This is a genomic window from Nonomuraea corallina, from assembly GCF_027620315.1.
In the GTDB taxonomy this organism is placed as follows: domain Bacteria; phylum Actinomycetota; class Actinomycetes; order Streptosporangiales; family Streptosporangiaceae; genus Nonomuraea; species Nonomuraea corallina.
The window spans coordinates 36,054-49,003 of sequence record NZ_JAPNNL010000007.1 but is presented as its reverse complement, the minus strand read 5'-3'; the positions used below and the strand labels follow the sequence as shown (position 1 = coordinate 49,003).

Genomic DNA, 12,950 nt, shown 5'->3' with positions numbered 1-12,950 from the left:
GGGGTGCGGGCCCTCGGCCCCGGGCCGGGGGTCAGGGTCGGGGGTCAGGGTCGGGGGTCAGGGTCGGACGCGCACCCAACTCGTCTGGACGGGCGCGTGGCCGGGCCGGTGGCAGACGACGCTGAGCCAGCCCGGAGGCAGGCCCGTGGCCGCGAACTGGCCCGTACTGGCGAGACGCCTGGTGAGCGTCAGGTGGAGGGTGCGGATGTCGACGTGGCACCCCTCGCCGGGCGGCGGGCACACCTGACCGGCCACGTCGATCAGGCCGTCGCCGACGGTCACCTCCAGGTCGAAGGTGAGGGCGTCGGTGACGAACCGGACCGTCTGCGGGCTCTCGGCGCCGCGCACGCCCCGCGCGGCGTTGTAGCCGGCCGGGCAGGCGGTCACCGCGTGCGGGACCCGCAGGGCGAACGCCTGGCGGGCGGCGGCGGACACGTGAGCGGGGATCGGGTCGTGCCCGGAGGCCAGCCGGAGGGCCGCCAGGAAGTACTCGTCGTCGATCATTGCACCGTCTCCTGCAGTGAGATCAGGGTGCGCAGTTTCTCCAGGCAACGGGCCCTCGTCGGGCCGACGCTGCCGATGGGCAGCCCCAGCCGCACGGCCACCTGCCGGCTCCCGAGGTCGGACGCGACCAGTGTCAGCAGGCTGCGGCAGGGCTCCTTCAGCGCGGAGACCGTCTTCCAGAGCAGGCGGTTGCCGTCTGCCTCCAGGACGGCCGACTCGGGGTCGGGATCGTGGGCGACCTCGAAGGGCGCGGGCGCGGACCTGCTCTTCCTGATCAGCAGGAGCGCCTCGCGGCGCGTGGTCGTCGCCAGCCACGCGCCCACCCCGGCGGGCTCCCTGATGTCGTGGAGGTGTTCGAGCAGGCGGAGCCAGGCGCCCTGGACCGCGTCGGCGGCGTCCGGCTCGTTGAGCCCGCAGGCGCGGGCGACGGCCCACATGCGGGGGCCGAACCGGGCCTCCAGCTCGTCCCAGGCGCTCTGGTCGCCGGAGTCGGCCGCGAGCAGCAGCTCCGCAAGCTGGCGCGGATCGGGCATGCGGCCTCCTTCCGGACCGGCGGAGGAGCGGGGGTCGACTCCTCGTGATCGCCTGGGAACTGAGAGTGAACTCTACAGACTCGACGGTACGAGGACTCCCAGATCCGGAATTTGCCGGGCCTCCTTCAGGCTGAGAAGCTCCTCGGCCGCCTGCCTGGCCGGTCGGTCGGAGGCGGCCGCGGCGATCGTGCCGGCCACCACGGCGGCGGCGAAGGACGTGCCGCACCAGATCGCGTACCCGGCGAACCCGTCGCGTTCCAGGAAGCTGCTGGCCAGCCAGTCGCCGCGGGCGCAGGCGTCGACCCAGCCGCCATGCGCCGAGTAGGGGGCCCGCCGGCGCTCGTCGGCGTCCACGGCGCCGACGGCGAGCACGCCGTTCAGCGCGGCGGGGTAGAACGGCCGGTCGGACGCCGTGTTGCCGGCGCACGCCACCGGCAGCGTGTCGGGCAGCCCGGCCAGCGCGTCGGCGAGCAGGGGCGGCGGCCGGTCGTCGAAGGTGTGGCCGCCGAAGGACAGGTTGAGCACCTGCGGGGGACGCTCGCGCATGCGGTGGAGCACCCGGAGGACGGTCGCCTCGTCGCCGACGCCCTCGCCGTCGAGCACCCGCGCCACCCGCAGCGACACGCCCGGCGCCTGGCGGGCCAGCAGCCCGGCGATGAACGTGCCGTGACCGGCCTGGGCGCCCTCCGCGGCGTCGCGCGCGTCCTCGGGGACGGCCTCGAACCACTCGGCGCCGGCCCACCACTGATGGCCGGCCACCCCGGTGTCCAGCAGGCCCACCGTCACCTCCGAGCGCGACCGTCCCGGCCGGTAGGGGACCGGCTCGCACGGGAACGGCCGCGAGGCGGGCCCGCCGAAGAACAGCGGCTGCCCGGTGAAGACGTGGTTGGGCGAGGCCCGGAACCCCTGCTCGCGCAGCTCGGCGGTCAGCTCGCGCGGGTCGACGCCGGGCGAGAGATGGACCACGCAGACCCCGTCGGCCTCGGACACGGCCCTGGTCCAGCGCGCCGCGGCCGACAGCGCGCCCCGGTCGGTCAGGACCTGGCCCGGCCGGATGAGGGCCTGGCCTGCGGGTTCGATGTCCATGAGCGGGTATTTATCCCCGTCGGAGCGGCTGTCACGCGTCACACGCGCACCAACTTGGTATGGCCCCCCTCTGGTGCCGGATTGCGACCGACGGTAGTCTCTCCCTAGTCACTTGTGATCACTCCCGCTGGACGAGGCCGTTGGGGAAGGCGCACCTCGTACCGAATCGGGAGGTCCGGTGTCTGCTCGTGGCGTGCTGTACGTCCACTCGGCCCAGCCCGCGCTGTGCCCGCACATCGAATGGGCGGTCGCGGGTGTCCTTGGCGTGCCCGTGGACCTGACGTGGACCCCGCAACCTGCCGCGCCCAATGTCGTGCGGGCGCAGGCGGAGTGGGAGGGACGTCCCGGCATCGCGGCCGCCATCGCCTCCTCGCTCATGGGATGGCAGCGCCTGCGGTTCGAGGTCACCGAGGATGCCTCGCCGGGCGTCGACGGGTCCCGCCACGCCTACACGCCGACCCTCGGCCCCTACAGCGCCGTCATCGGGGCCTCCGGCGACATCATGATCTCCGAAGACCGGCTGCGCGCCGCCATGCTCATGGCCTCCCAGGGGCGGTGCGTGCTGGAGGAGGAGCTCGACAAGCTGCTCGGCAAGCCCTGGGACGAGGAGCTGGAGCCGTTCCGCTACGCCGGCGACGGCGCGCCGGTCCGCTGGCTGCACGCCGCCGTGTGACCCGCCCCCGAACACGCGGAAGGGCCCCGCACCATGCCTGGTGCGGGGCCCTTCCCCGTCGCGTCTACAGCGGGATGTTGCCGTGCGCGCCCCTGGCCGGGGTGGCCTGGGCGAGCACCTTGGCGATCGCGCCCCGGGTCTCCTCGGGCTTGATCACCTCGTCGATGACGCCGATCTCCCGCGCGCGGGGGAGCCCGCCGGCGAGCTTCTCGTGCTCCTCGGCGAGCCGGTGCTCCAGCTCCACGCGCTCCTCCTCCGGCGCCGCCGCCAGCTCGCGCCGCTTGAGGATGCGCACCGCCGCCACCGGGCCCATGACCGCGATCTCGGCCGTCGGCCAGGCGAAGACCTTGGTGGCGCCCAGCGCCCGGGAGTTCATCGCGATGTACGCGCCGCCGTAGGCCTTGCGCGTGACCAGCGTGATCCTGGGCACCGACGCCTCGGCGAACGCGTGCAGCAGCTTGGCGCCCCGGCGCACCACGCCGTCGTGCTCCTGGCCGACGCCCGGGAGGTAGCCGGGCACGTCCACGAGCACGACCAGCGGCACCCCGAAGGCGTCGCACATGCGGACGAACCGCGCCGCCTTCTCGGCCGAGGTGGCGTCGAGGCAGCCGCCCAGCCGCATCGGGTTGTTGGCGATGACGCCCACGGTGCGCCCGCCCAGCCGGCCGAGCGAGGTCACGATGTTGGGCGCCCACTTCGGGTGAAGCTCGATGCCCGGCTCGTCGAGCAGGTCGTTGACCAGCGGCTTGACGTCGTAGGCGCGGCGCGCGGACTCCGGCAGCAGGGCGGAGAAGTCGACCTCCGTCACGGCGGCGGGACGCACCCTGCCCTGGTGGCCGAGGAGCACCGCCAGCTGGCGGGCCTTGAGCAGCGCCTCGGTCTCGGTCTTGGTGATGACGTGGACGACGCCGCTGCGCTTGCTGTGGGGCTCGGTGCCGCCCAGCGCGGCGCTGTCGACGCTCTCGCCGGTGACGCTGCGCACCACGTCGGGGCCGGTGACGAAGATGCGGCCGGAGTCGGCCAGGATCACCAGGTCGGTCAGCGCCGGCCCGTAGGCGGCGCCGCCGGCGGCCGGTCCGACCACGACCGAGATCTGCGGCACGACGCCGGACGCCTTGGTCATGGCCGCGAACACGCGGCCGACGGCGTGCAGCGACTCGGCGCCTTCGGCGAGTCGCGCACCGCCGGAGTGCCAGACCCCGAGGATCGGCACCCGTTCACGGACGGCCACGTCGTAGGCGTGCACGATGTGCTCGCAGCCCTCGCTGCCCATCGCGCCGCCCTGGAAGCGGGCGTCACTGCAGAAGGCGACGACGGGGACACCCTCGACGCGGCCCATGGCGGCGAGGACGCCGCTCTTGTCCTGGGGGGTGATCAGCCGCAGCGAACCCTCGTCGAGGAGCGCGGCGAGTCGTATGGAGGGGTCTCGGGGATCGGCAGGCTCCTGGTCGGAGCCTTCGGTGGCGAGACGGTTGTCGAGCACGGTCATTCAAGCCCCCTTGAAGACGACGGTCACGTTGTGGCCGCCGAAACCGAACGAGTTGTTGACGGCGGCGATGTCGCCTTCGGGCAGGGTGCGGTTCTCGCCGTGGACGAGATCCACCTCGATGCCGTCGTCGATGTCGTTGAGGTTGATGGTGGCGGGGACGATCCGCTCGTGGAGCGCCTTGACGGTGAAGACGGACTCGATGCCGCCCGCGCCGCCGAGGAGATGGCCCGTCATGGACTTGGTCGAGGTGACCAGCGGGTGGGTGCCGATGGCCTTGGCCAGGGCCTGGACCTCGATGACGTCGCCCGCGGGGGTGGAGGTGGCGTGCGCGTTGACGTGCTTGACGTCCTGTCCCGTCAGGTCGCCGTCGGTGAGGGCCTGCGTCATCGCCATGATGACGCCGCGGCCTTCGGGCTCCGGCTGGGTGATGTGGTGGGAGTCGGCCGAGTAGCCGACGCCGGCGGCGTAGGCGTAGATCCGCGCGCCCCGCGCCCTGGCGAACTCCTCGCTCTCCAGGACCAGGATGCCAGCGCCCTCGCCGAGCACGAACCCGTCACGGTCGCGGTCCCACGGCCGCGAGGCGCCCTCGGGGTCGTCGTTGCGGGTGGACATGGCGCGGGCGGCGGCGAACGCCGCGATGTTGAGGCCGTGGATGGCGGCTTCGGTGCCGCCGGCGATCACCACGTCGGCCCGGCCGGCCCTGATCATGTCCATCGCGTAGCCGATGGCCTCGGCTCCGGAGGCGCACGCCGACACGGTGGCGTGCACCCCGGCCTGGGCGCCCCGGTCGAGGCCGATCCAGGCGGCGGGGCCGTTGGGCATGAGCATCGGCACCGTGAAGGGCGACAGCCGGTTCCAGCCGCGCTCCTTGTAGGTGTCGTAGGCCGACAGGGTGGTGTTGATGCCGCCGATGCCGCTGGACACCACCACGCCCAGCCGCTCCGGGGCCACCTCGGGGGCCCCCGCGTCCTGCCAGGCCTCGCGGGCGGCGACCATGGCGAACTGCTCGCTGCGGTCGAGCCTGCGGGCCTCGGGACGCGGCAGCACCCCGGCCGGGTCGACGGCGGCCGTCCCCGCGAACCTCACGGGGACGGTGTCGACCCAGTCGTCGGTGAGCGTGGCGACGCCCGACTGACCGGCGAGGAGCGCCGACCAGGAGGAAGTGACGTCTCCACCGACGGGCGTCGTCGCGCCGAGCCCGGTGACGACGACACGTACCCGGTTTGCACTCACGTTCCGCACTCCTTGTCGATCAGTTTGGTGTTGCCGGATGTCAGTTCTGGATGAACGTGAGGACGTCCTTGACCGTCTTCAGGTTCTTGAGCTGGTCGTCGGGAATCTCGACGCCGAACTCGTCCTGGGCGGCCACGGCGATCTCGACCATGGACAGGGAGTCGATGTCGAGATCGTCCACGAAGCTCTTCTCGGGCGTCACTTCGGAGGCCGGAATGCCGGTGATCTCGTTGATGATCTTGCCGAGGCCCTCGAGGATCTCCTGCTCGGTGGCAGCCATGTCGTTGGTTCTCCTTAGTTTCCTGGGTTCTGCACGGTCGAGCCGTGCAGGCTCTGAGAGATCGTACGGGGGGTCTAGGGAATCTCGATGACCTGGCCCGCGTAGGTGAGTCCGGCTCCGAAGCCGAGGACGAGCGCGAGCTCGCCCGAGCGGACCTCACCGCGCTCCAGCATGCGCGAGAGCGCGAGGGGGATGGAGGCGGCCGAGGTGTTGCCCGCGAGCACGATGTCGCGGGCGACGACGGCCTTCTCGGCGCCCAGCCTGCGGGCGATGGCCTCGATGATGCGCAGGTTGGCCTGATGGGGGATGAAGGCGGCCAGCTCGGCCGGGTCGACGCCCGCCCGCTCGCACGCCTGCTTGGCGACCGGGTGGAGCGCGGTCGTGGCCCACCGGAACACGGTCTGGCCCTCCTGGTGGAGGGAGCCGTGGCGGTCGGGGATCATGATGGCTTCGGACTTGTCGCCCGCGCTGCCCCAGACCACCGGGCCGATGCCCGGGGTGTCGGACGGGCCGACCACGGCCGCACCCGCGCCGTCGGCGAAGATCACCGCGGTGGAGCGGTCGGTCCAGTCGAGCCACTGCGACAGCTTCTCGGCGCCGATGACCAGCACGTTCCTCGCCGAGCCGGAGCGGATGGCGGAGTCGGCGGTGGAGAGCGCGTAGCAGAAGCCGGCGCAGGCGGCGTTGACGTCGAAGGCGCCCGGCGAGGAGATGCCGAGGCGGTGGGCGACGACGGCGGCCGCGTTGGGGATCTGGCTCTCCAGCGTGCAGGTGGCCACGATCACCAGGTCGATGTCGGAGGTGGCCAGGCCGCTCGCGGCCAGCGCCTTGCCGCCCGCCTGGGCGGCCATGTCCTCCAGGCTCTCCGCGTCGCCGGCGATCCGGCGCTCCTGGATGCCGACGCGGGACCGGATCCACTCGTCGCTGGTCTCCATGGTCTTGGACAGGTCGTCGTTGGTGACCACCCGGGACGGCTGGTAGTGGCCGAGCGCCAGCACCTTCGCCCCCGGGGCGGTGTCGGGGATCCTCACTTGATCAGCTCCCTGGCGGCGTCGAGGTCGGCGGGGGTCTTGAGCGCCACGGTCTCGACGCCGCGCAGCCCGCGCCTGGCCAGGCCGGTCAGCGTGCCGCCGGGCAGCAGCTCGATCATCCGGGTGACGCCCAGCTCGGCCATGGTGGCCATGCAGGCGTCCCACCGGACGGGGTTGCTCACCTGGTCGACGAGCCGGCGCATGACCTCGGCCCCGTCGGTGACGGCCGCGCCGTCGGCGTTGGACAGCAGGGTGACCTTCGGGTCGGCGGGCTCGGCCCGCAGGGCGGCCTCGCGCAGCTGCTCGACCGCGGGGGCCATGTGGACGGTGTGGAAGGCGCCCGCGACCGACAGCGGGATCAGCCGGGCGCGCGCCGGGGGGTCGGCCTTGAGCGCGGCGAGCTGCTCGACGGTGCCGCCCGCGACGATCTGGCCGGCGCCGTTGATGTTGGCGGGTGTCAGGCCGTGCTTGTCGAGCGCGGCCAGCACGTCGGCCTCCACGCCGCCGAGCACGGCGGTCATGCCGGTGTCGGTGATCGCCGCGGCCTTGGCCATGGCCTGCCCGCGCTCACTGACGAGGTCCAGCGCCTGTTCCGGGGTCAGCACCCCGGCCAGCGCGGCGGTGGCGAACTCGCCGACGCTGTGGCCGGCCAGCACGTCGGGCGTCGCGCCGAGCACCTCGGCGGAGGCCAGGGCGGCGGCCACGAGCAGCGGCTGCGCGATGGCGGTGTCACGGATCTCGTCGGCTCCCGCGGTGGTGCCGCAGGCGATCAGGTCGATCCCCGCCACCTCGGACCAGGCGGCAAGCCGGTCCGCCACGCCGGGAAGCTCGAGCCACGGAGTGAGGAAGCCAGGAGTTTGGGCGCCTTGGCCGGGCGCGACGAGTACAAGCACGAAGTCCACCATGCCCTGTAGAAGTCCGACACGCTGATGAAGATCTGAACACACTTTGTCCATGGTGCTTTGTAGGAAGCCCACAGTTTGGGTTTCGGCCCCGTTACGTTAGGGCCCGCCACGTTACAGCGCTCTCCGCGAGCCTGCCGAGGATGAGGCCGACCTGCAGCGTGAAGGCGGAACGGCCCTCGGTCGGCTGGTAGCCGGTCAGCTCGGTGATCTTCCTCAACCGGTAACGCACCGTGTTCGGGTGGACGAACAGCAGCCGGGCGGTCGCCTCCAGCGAGGTGCCCTGCTCCAGGTACGTGGCGAGCGTGTCGAGCAGCGGAGTGCCGGCCAGCGGCAGGTAGACGCTCTCCACGAGCTGCTCCCTGGCGTCGTCGTCGCCGTCGAGCGCCCGTTCGGCCAGCAGCTCCTCGGCGTGCACCGGGCGGGGCGCGTCGGGCCAGCCGGAGCTGGCCTTGAGCCCGGCCAGCGCGGCCCTGGCCGAGTTGGCGGCGGCGTGCAGGTCGGGCACCTCGGGGCCGATGACGATCGGGCCCTGGCCGAACCGGGCCACGACCTGCCGGGCCGCGTCGTTCGGGCTGCCGGCCCCGCCCACGATCACGATCAGCCGGTCGGCCTGCACCCCGGCGAGCAGCTCCATGCCGATGCGCCGGCCCCGCTCGCGTAGCCCGTCGATCACCTCGCGCGGGTCGCCGTCGGGCGCGTGTCCGGCGATCACCACCACGGGCGAGGACGTCCAGCCGAGCGCGGCGGCCCACGAGTGGAGGCCGTCGTCCACCTCGCCGCGCACCAGCGCGTCCACGATCAGCGCCTCCAGCCGCGCGTCCCAGGCGCCTCTGGCCTCGGCCTCGCGGGCGTAGACGTGCGCGGCCGCGAACGCCACGTCGCGGGTGTAGCGGAGCATGGCCTGCTGCAGCTGGGTCTCGCCGCCGGGCGCGGCCAGCTGGTCGACCTGCGCCTCCACCACCTCCACCACGACCCTGACGATGTCGACGGTCTGCTGCAGCGAGATCGAGCGCTTCAACTCGCGCGGGGCGGTGCCGAAGAACTCGATGCTGGGCGTGGGCCGGTCCTCGCCGGCGTGCTGGAACCACTCCACGAACGCGGCGATGCCGGCCTGCGCCACCAGCCCCACCCAGGAGCGGTCCTCGGCGCTGAGCGCCCGGAACCAAGGCAGCTGATCGTCCATGCGCGCCATGGCGGCGGTGCCGAGCGCGCCCATGGCGCGTTCGAGCCTTCGAGTGGTGTCCTCCCGCGTCCGGTCTGTCACGCTCCTAGAGTGCCAGGTCCCGTCAGATGACCGCGACGGCCGTGATCAGGCCGATCGCCACATGGGTGACCGCCAGCAGCCGCGCGCCGGGCTGCAGTTCGGGGTCCTTGACCAGCTCCCGCACCGAGATGCCCGCCACCCGGTCGAACAGCAGCATCGCCAGTGTCTGGACCACGATGCCGACCAGGCCGAACACGGCGGTGCCCGCCAGCCCTTCGGCCAGCCGGCCGCCGGAGGACCAGATGGAGGCCGCGACGATGAGCCCCACGGCCGCCATCGCCGAGGAGGCCAGCAGCGTGGCGTTCGGGTTGCGCTGGGTGCGGATGACCTCGCTGAGCCGGCCCGGCGTGGCCAGGTCGATCACGTAGAAGCCGACGATCATCAGGATGACGCCGACGGCGGCGTAGGAGGCGATGGCGCCCGCGCCGCGGGCGAGGGTCTCCAGGAGAGTCATGTGAGCTCGATTCGGTGAGGGACGAAGGACGAGGTGTCGTCGGTGATCAGGCCGGTGGTCTCCCGGATGCCCAGCCCCGCCGCCTCGTCGGCGATCACCCAGGCGCCGAGCACGGGCCGCTGGCCGTCGAACTCGGGCAGCGCCTCGAAGCCCTGGAAGACGTAGCCCTCCTGGCCGTACGACCCGGGCGTCTCCTGGGTCAGGGCGGGGGTGACCACCCGCATCGAGGCGCCTTCGCGGCCGAGCAGCGGCTTGGCGATGTAGGACTCCAGGTCGCGCGGGCCGTCGAGATAGGCGGGCAGCAGGTTGGGATGGCCGGGGTAGAGCTCCCAGAGCACGGCCAGCAGCGCCTTGTTGGACAGCAGCGCCTTCCACAGCGGCTCGATCCAGGTGGAGTGGCGGACCGCGTGGCGGCCGAACGGCTCGCCCAGCATCCACTCCCACGGATAGAGCTTGAAGATCGAGCGGATCATCTGCTCGTCCATGTCGACGAAGCGCCGGTTGAGCTCGTCCCAGCCGATGTCCTCCATGGCGACGGCGACGGTCCGCAGGCCCGCCTGCTCGGCGGTCTCCTGCAGGTAGGCCAGGGTCATGGCCTCCTCGCCCGTCTCGTCCATGTTGGTCCAGGCGAAGTGGGTGGGGCCAGGTGGCAGCGGCAGCGCGCGCCAGCGGTCGATGAGCCGCTCGTGGATGGAGTTCCACTGGTCGTCGCCGGGGTGGGTGTCCTGCAGCCAGAACCACTGGATCACCGACGACTCCAGCAACGAGGTGGGCGTGTCGGCGTTGTACTCCAGCAGCTTGGCCGGGCCGGTGCCGTCGTAGCGCAGGTCGAACCGCGCGTACAGGTGGGCGTCGCGCCGCTCCCAGGACCGGGCCACCTCCTCGGCGGCCCACCCGGGGATGGCGAAGTCGGCGAAGCGCCCGGTCTCGACCACGTGGGCGGCGGCCCGCAGGCACATCGCGTGGAGCTCCTCGACCTGCTCCTCCAGCGACTCCACCTCCGCCATGGAGAAGACATAGTGGACGGACTCGTCCCAGTAGGGTCTGCTCAGGCCCTGGGGGTGGGCCGCCCGGTGGTAGGCCAGGCCCTGACCTTCGATGGTCTTCTCCCAGCCCGCGCGGGGGACGCCGCGCTCGCGCCGCACCGCTCAGCTCCCGCCGCCGCGGGAGCTGCCGAAGCCGCCCCGCTGGATGGTGCGGCCGTCGCGGCTGGTGATGCTGGCGTCGGACGGGCGGAGCGTGGTGCCGCCGCGCACGCGGTCGCCGACCCGGGTGCCGCCGTAGTACCAGTGATAGGCCGCGCGGGAGCCGCTGTAGAGGTAGGTGCCGCCGCCGCGGTCGTCGTCGTCGCAGAAGGACTCGTCGACCACGACGTAGGTGCCGTCGTCCGCCCGCTGGCTGGTGTCGACGCAGTCGGCGGTGACCTCCTCGGAGCGGGAGGCGGCCGCGCAGTAGCCGACCACCATGACCGACACCACACCGATGACGGTGAGGGTCACGACGTTGGACGACTTCTTCTTGGGTGGCGCCTTGCCGGGCCGGGGGGCGTGGTGCGGCGTCTTGGCCATCTGGCTCCTGCTCTCTTGCGATCACACAGCCTAGCGGCGCGGGGGACCGCCGTTCAATTCCGGGCGGCTCCGCGCTTGGTCGCTCTGATAGGCATGAACGTATGGAACCGGTCGAGGCGTTCCGAGAGATCGCCTTTTTGCTGGAGCGCGCGGGCGAGCCCGCCTACCGGGTGCGCGCCTTCCGCCGCGCCGCCGCCGTCGTCGCCGAGCTGCCGCGCGAGGAGCTGGAACGGCGCGCGCGCTCGGGCGGCCTGGCCGAGCTGCCCGGCATCGGCAAGGTCACCGCTTTGGTGATCAGCGAGGCGCTTGACGGGCAGGTCCCGACCTACCTGCGCAGGCTGCGCGCCACCGAGGGCGCCGACCTGGGGGAGGAGGCCGCCGCGCTGCGCGCCGCGCTCAAAGGCGACCTGCACAGCCACTCCGACTGGTCCGACGGAGGCTCGCCGATCGAGGAGATGGCGCTGGCGGCCCGGGCGCTCGGCCACGGCTATCTGGCGCTCACCGACCACTCGCCGCGCCTGACCGTCGCCCGCGGCCTGTCCGCGGCCCGCCTGCGTGAGCAGCTCGACGTGGTCGCCGAGCTCAACCTGCGGCTCGCCCCGTTCCGGATCCTCACCGGCATCGAGGTCGACATCGACGCCGGCGGCGGCCTCGACCAGGAGCCCGAGCTGCTCGACCGGCTCGACATCGTGGTCGCCAGCGTGCACTCCAAGCTGCGGATGGACCGTACGGAGATGACCCGCAGGATGGTCACCGCGATCGCGAACCCGCGCGTCGACGTGCTCGGCCACTGCACCGGGCGGATCGTGCGGGCGGGCGGCGCGCGCGGCGCGCGCAGGCCGGAGTCGGAGTTCGACGCCGAGCTGGTCTTCGAGGCGTGCCGCCGGTTCGGTGTGGCCGTCGAGATCAACTCCAGGCCCGACCGGCTCGACCCGCCCAAGCGGCTGCTGCGCCAGGCGTACGAGCAGGGCTGCGTGTTCGCGGTCGACTCCGACGCGCACGCCCCGGGTCAGCTCGACTGGCAGCGCTTCGGCTGTGAGCGGGCCGCGCTGTGCGGCGTCGAGCCGGAGCGGATCGTGAACACCTGGCCCGCGGACGATCTCCTGGCCTGGGCCCGCTGACGCGCGAAAGCCCTGTGGGCACGCGATTGTCGGTGCCGGAGCGTACCGTCACCAGTGTGAACCGCACCGACCGGCTCTACGCGCTCGTCGAGGACCTGCGCGCCATCTCGCCGCGCTGCCGTTCCGCGCGGGAGCTCGCCGCGCGGTTCGAGGTGAGCGTGCGCACGATCGAGCGCGACATCGTCGCGCTGCAGGAGTCCGGGGTGCCCATCTACGCCGAGCAGGGCCGCAGGGGCGGCTACGCGATCGACAAGACGATGTCCCTGCCTCCGCTCAACTTCACCCCGGCCGAGGCCGTGGCCATCGCGGTGGCGCTCAGCCGGGCCGGCGACCAGCCGTTCGGCCGCCAGGCCCGCAGCGCGTTACGCAAGGTCGTGGCCGCCATGCCGGGCCGCGAGGGCGAGCTGGCCCGCGAGCTGGCCCGCCGCGTGATGCTCGTCGCCGAGCCGCCCGAGCCCGGCGGCCCGGCCCGCCCGCTCGGCGCCGAGGGCGTCTCACGCGCCATCGAGGAGGCGCTGCTGCGCCGCCGCGTGCTGCGTCTCGGCTACGCCGACGCCAAGGGCGCGCTGACCTCCCGCGACGTCGAGCCCGGCGTCTTCCTGGGCGGCCGCGGCGGGTTCTGGTATCTCGTGGCCTGGTGCCGGCTCCGCGACGACGTGCGCGTCTTCCGCCTCGACCGCATCGTCGACGCCGAGGTCCGCGCCGAGCGCGCCCCGGACCGGCCGCTGGAGGGGTTCGCCGCCGACGTGCCCGAGATGCTCGTCCGCGGCGCGGTTCTCGATTAGGAGTTCGAAAACACCGACATAGGG

General features: G+C 72.7%; 15 protein-coding genes. 3 read left to right on the top strand and 12 right to left on the bottom strand.

Annotation, left to right across the window (positions count from 1 at the left end; genetic code table 11):
• Positions 1-57 precede the first annotated feature (57 nt).
• The 3 genes from OUY22_RS03360 to OUY22_RS03350 all read right to left on the bottom strand — a co-directional run bounded on the left by OUY22_RS03360 (position 58) and on the right by OUY22_RS03350 (position 2,123).
• Positions 58-504 (bottom strand): hypothetical protein, encoded by a 447-nt coding sequence (locus OUY22_RS03360; protein WP_270153210.1) that lies wholly within the window; start codon positions 502-504, stop codon positions 58-60.
• Entirely contained in the window at positions 501-1,037 is a 537-nt protein-coding gene (locus tag OUY22_RS03355; protein WP_270153209.1) for an RNA polymerase sigma factor, read from the bottom strand. Before OUY22_RS03355 ends, OUY22_RS03360 begins: the two co-directional genes overlap by 4 nt.
• Before the next feature lie 72 nt (positions 1,038-1,109).
• Positions 1,110-2,123: a S8 family peptidase gene (locus tag OUY22_RS03350; RefSeq protein ID WP_270153208.1), complete on the bottom strand. Its 1,014-nt coding sequence runs from the start codon at positions 2,121-2,123 to the stop codon at positions 1,110-1,112.
• Positions 2,124-2,301: 178 nt separating this feature from the next.
• Between OUY22_RS03350 and OUY22_RS03345 the strand changes: the two genes are divergently transcribed.
• On the top strand, positions 2,302-2,796 hold the full coding sequence (locus tag OUY22_RS03345) for a DUF3145 domain-containing protein (protein ID WP_270153207.1): 495 nt from the start codon (positions 2,302-2,304) through the stop codon (positions 2,794-2,796).
• A gap of 64 nt (positions 2,797-2,860) precedes the next feature.
• Here the strand turns inward: OUY22_RS03345 and OUY22_RS03340 are convergent, their stop codons facing one another.
• The 9 genes from OUY22_RS03340 to OUY22_RS03300 all read right to left on the bottom strand — a co-directional run bounded on the left by OUY22_RS03340 (position 2,861) and on the right by OUY22_RS03300 (position 11,020).
• On the bottom strand, positions 2,861-4,285 hold the full coding sequence (locus tag OUY22_RS03340) for an acyl-CoA carboxylase subunit beta (RefSeq protein ID WP_270153206.1): 1,425 nt from the start codon (positions 4,283-4,285) through the stop codon (positions 2,861-2,863).
• Positions 4,286-5,518 carry a beta-ketoacyl-ACP synthase II gene (fabF, locus tag OUY22_RS03335; RefSeq protein WP_270153205.1) on the bottom strand — a complete coding sequence of 411 codons (1,233 nt, stop codon included), beginning with the start codon at positions 5,516-5,518 and terminating at the stop codon, positions 4,286-4,288. It lies immediately after the preceding gene.
• 40 nt (positions 5,519-5,558) lie between these two features.
• Positions 5,559-5,798 (bottom strand): acyl carrier protein, encoded by a 240-nt coding sequence (locus tag OUY22_RS03330; RefSeq protein WP_148030187.1) that lies wholly within the window; start codon positions 5,796-5,798, stop codon positions 5,559-5,561.
• Positions 5,799-5,872: 74 nt separating this feature from the next.
• Complete coding sequence (locus OUY22_RS03325) at positions 5,873-6,829, bottom strand: beta-ketoacyl-ACP synthase III (protein ID WP_270153204.1); 957 nt, start codon at positions 6,827-6,829, stop codon at positions 5,873-5,875.
• On the bottom strand, positions 6,826-7,722 hold the full coding sequence (locus OUY22_RS03320; protein WP_270153246.1) for an ACP S-malonyltransferase: 897 nt from the start codon (positions 7,720-7,722) through the stop codon (positions 6,826-6,828). The genes OUY22_RS03325 and OUY22_RS03320 overlap by 4 nt, the downstream gene beginning before the upstream one ends.
• A 103-nt stretch (positions 7,723-7,825) precedes the next feature.
• Positions 7,826-8,950 (bottom strand): PucR family transcriptional regulator, encoded by a 1,125-nt coding sequence (locus tag OUY22_RS03315; RefSeq protein ID WP_270153245.1) that lies wholly within the window; start codon positions 8,948-8,950, stop codon positions 7,826-7,828.
• A 70-nt stretch (positions 8,951-9,020) separates the two neighbouring features.
• Positions 9,021-9,452, bottom strand: a complete 432-nt coding sequence (locus OUY22_RS03310; protein ID WP_270153203.1) for a DUF350 domain-containing protein — start codon at positions 9,450-9,452, stop codon at positions 9,021-9,023.
• A complete protein-coding gene (locus tag OUY22_RS03305; RefSeq protein ID WP_270153202.1) occupies positions 9,449-10,597 on the bottom strand; it encodes a glutathionylspermidine synthase family protein in 1,149 nt (382 codons plus the stop codon). The genes OUY22_RS03310 and OUY22_RS03305 overlap by 4 nt, the downstream gene beginning before the upstream one ends.
• A gap of 3 nt (positions 10,598-10,600) precedes the next feature.
• The gene (locus OUY22_RS03300; protein WP_270153201.1) at positions 10,601-11,020 is read right to left on the bottom strand and encodes a hypothetical protein; all 420 of its coding nucleotides are present in this window, start codon (positions 11,018-11,020) and stop codon (positions 10,601-10,603) included.
• A 101-nt stretch (positions 11,021-11,121) separates the two neighbouring features.
• On the opposite strand from OUY22_RS03300, the gene OUY22_RS03295 reads away from it, so the two are divergent.
• Both OUY22_RS03295 and OUY22_RS03290 read left to right on the top strand, forming a co-directional pair.
• Positions 11,122-12,141, top strand: coding sequence for a PHP domain-containing protein (locus OUY22_RS03295; protein ID WP_270153200.1), 1,020 nt, complete (start codon positions 11,122-11,124; stop codon positions 12,139-12,141).
• A gap of 56 nt (positions 12,142-12,197) precedes the next feature.
• Entirely contained in the window at positions 12,198-12,926 is a 729-nt protein-coding gene (locus OUY22_RS03290) for a helix-turn-helix transcriptional regulator (RefSeq protein ID WP_270153199.1), read from the top strand.
• Positions 12,927-12,950: the final 24 nt, after the last annotated feature.

Bases quoted from the DNA above. Each gene is read 5' to 3' on its own strand.
- OUY22_RS03315 (WP_270153245.1), bottom strand. From the start codon at position 8,950: ATGGGCGCGCTCGGCACCGCCGCCATGGCGCGCATGGACGATCAGCTG.
- OUY22_RS03295 (WP_270153200.1), top strand. From the start codon at position 11,122: ATGGAACCGGTCGAGGCGTTCCGAGAGATCGCCTTTTTGCTGGAGCGC.
- OUY22_RS03350 (WP_270153208.1), bottom strand. From the start codon at position 2,123: ATGGACATCGAACCCGCAGGCCAGGCCCTCATCCGGCCGGGCCAGGTC.
- OUY22_RS03330 (WP_148030187.1), bottom strand. From the start codon at position 5,798: ATGGCTGCCACCGAGCAGGAGATCCTCGAGGGCCTCGGCAAGATCATC.
- OUY22_RS03310 (WP_270153203.1), bottom strand. From the start codon at position 9,452: ATGACTCTCCTGGAGACCCTCGCCCGCGGCGCGGGCGCCATCGCCTCC.
- OUY22_RS03355 (WP_270153209.1), bottom strand. From the start codon at position 1,037: ATGCCCGATCCGCGCCAGCTTGCGGAGCTGCTGCTCGCGGCCGACTCC.
- OUY22_RS03360 (WP_270153210.1), bottom strand. From the start codon at position 504: ATGATCGACGACGAGTACTTCCTGGCGGCCCTCCGGCTGGCCTCCGGG.
- OUY22_RS03340 (WP_270153206.1), bottom strand. From the start codon at position 4,285: ATGACCGTGCTCGACAACCGTCTCGCCACCGAAGGCTCCGACCAGGAG.
- OUY22_RS03300 (WP_270153201.1), bottom strand. From the start codon at position 11,020: ATGGCCAAGACGCCGCACCACGCCCCCCGGCCCGGCAAGGCGCCACCC.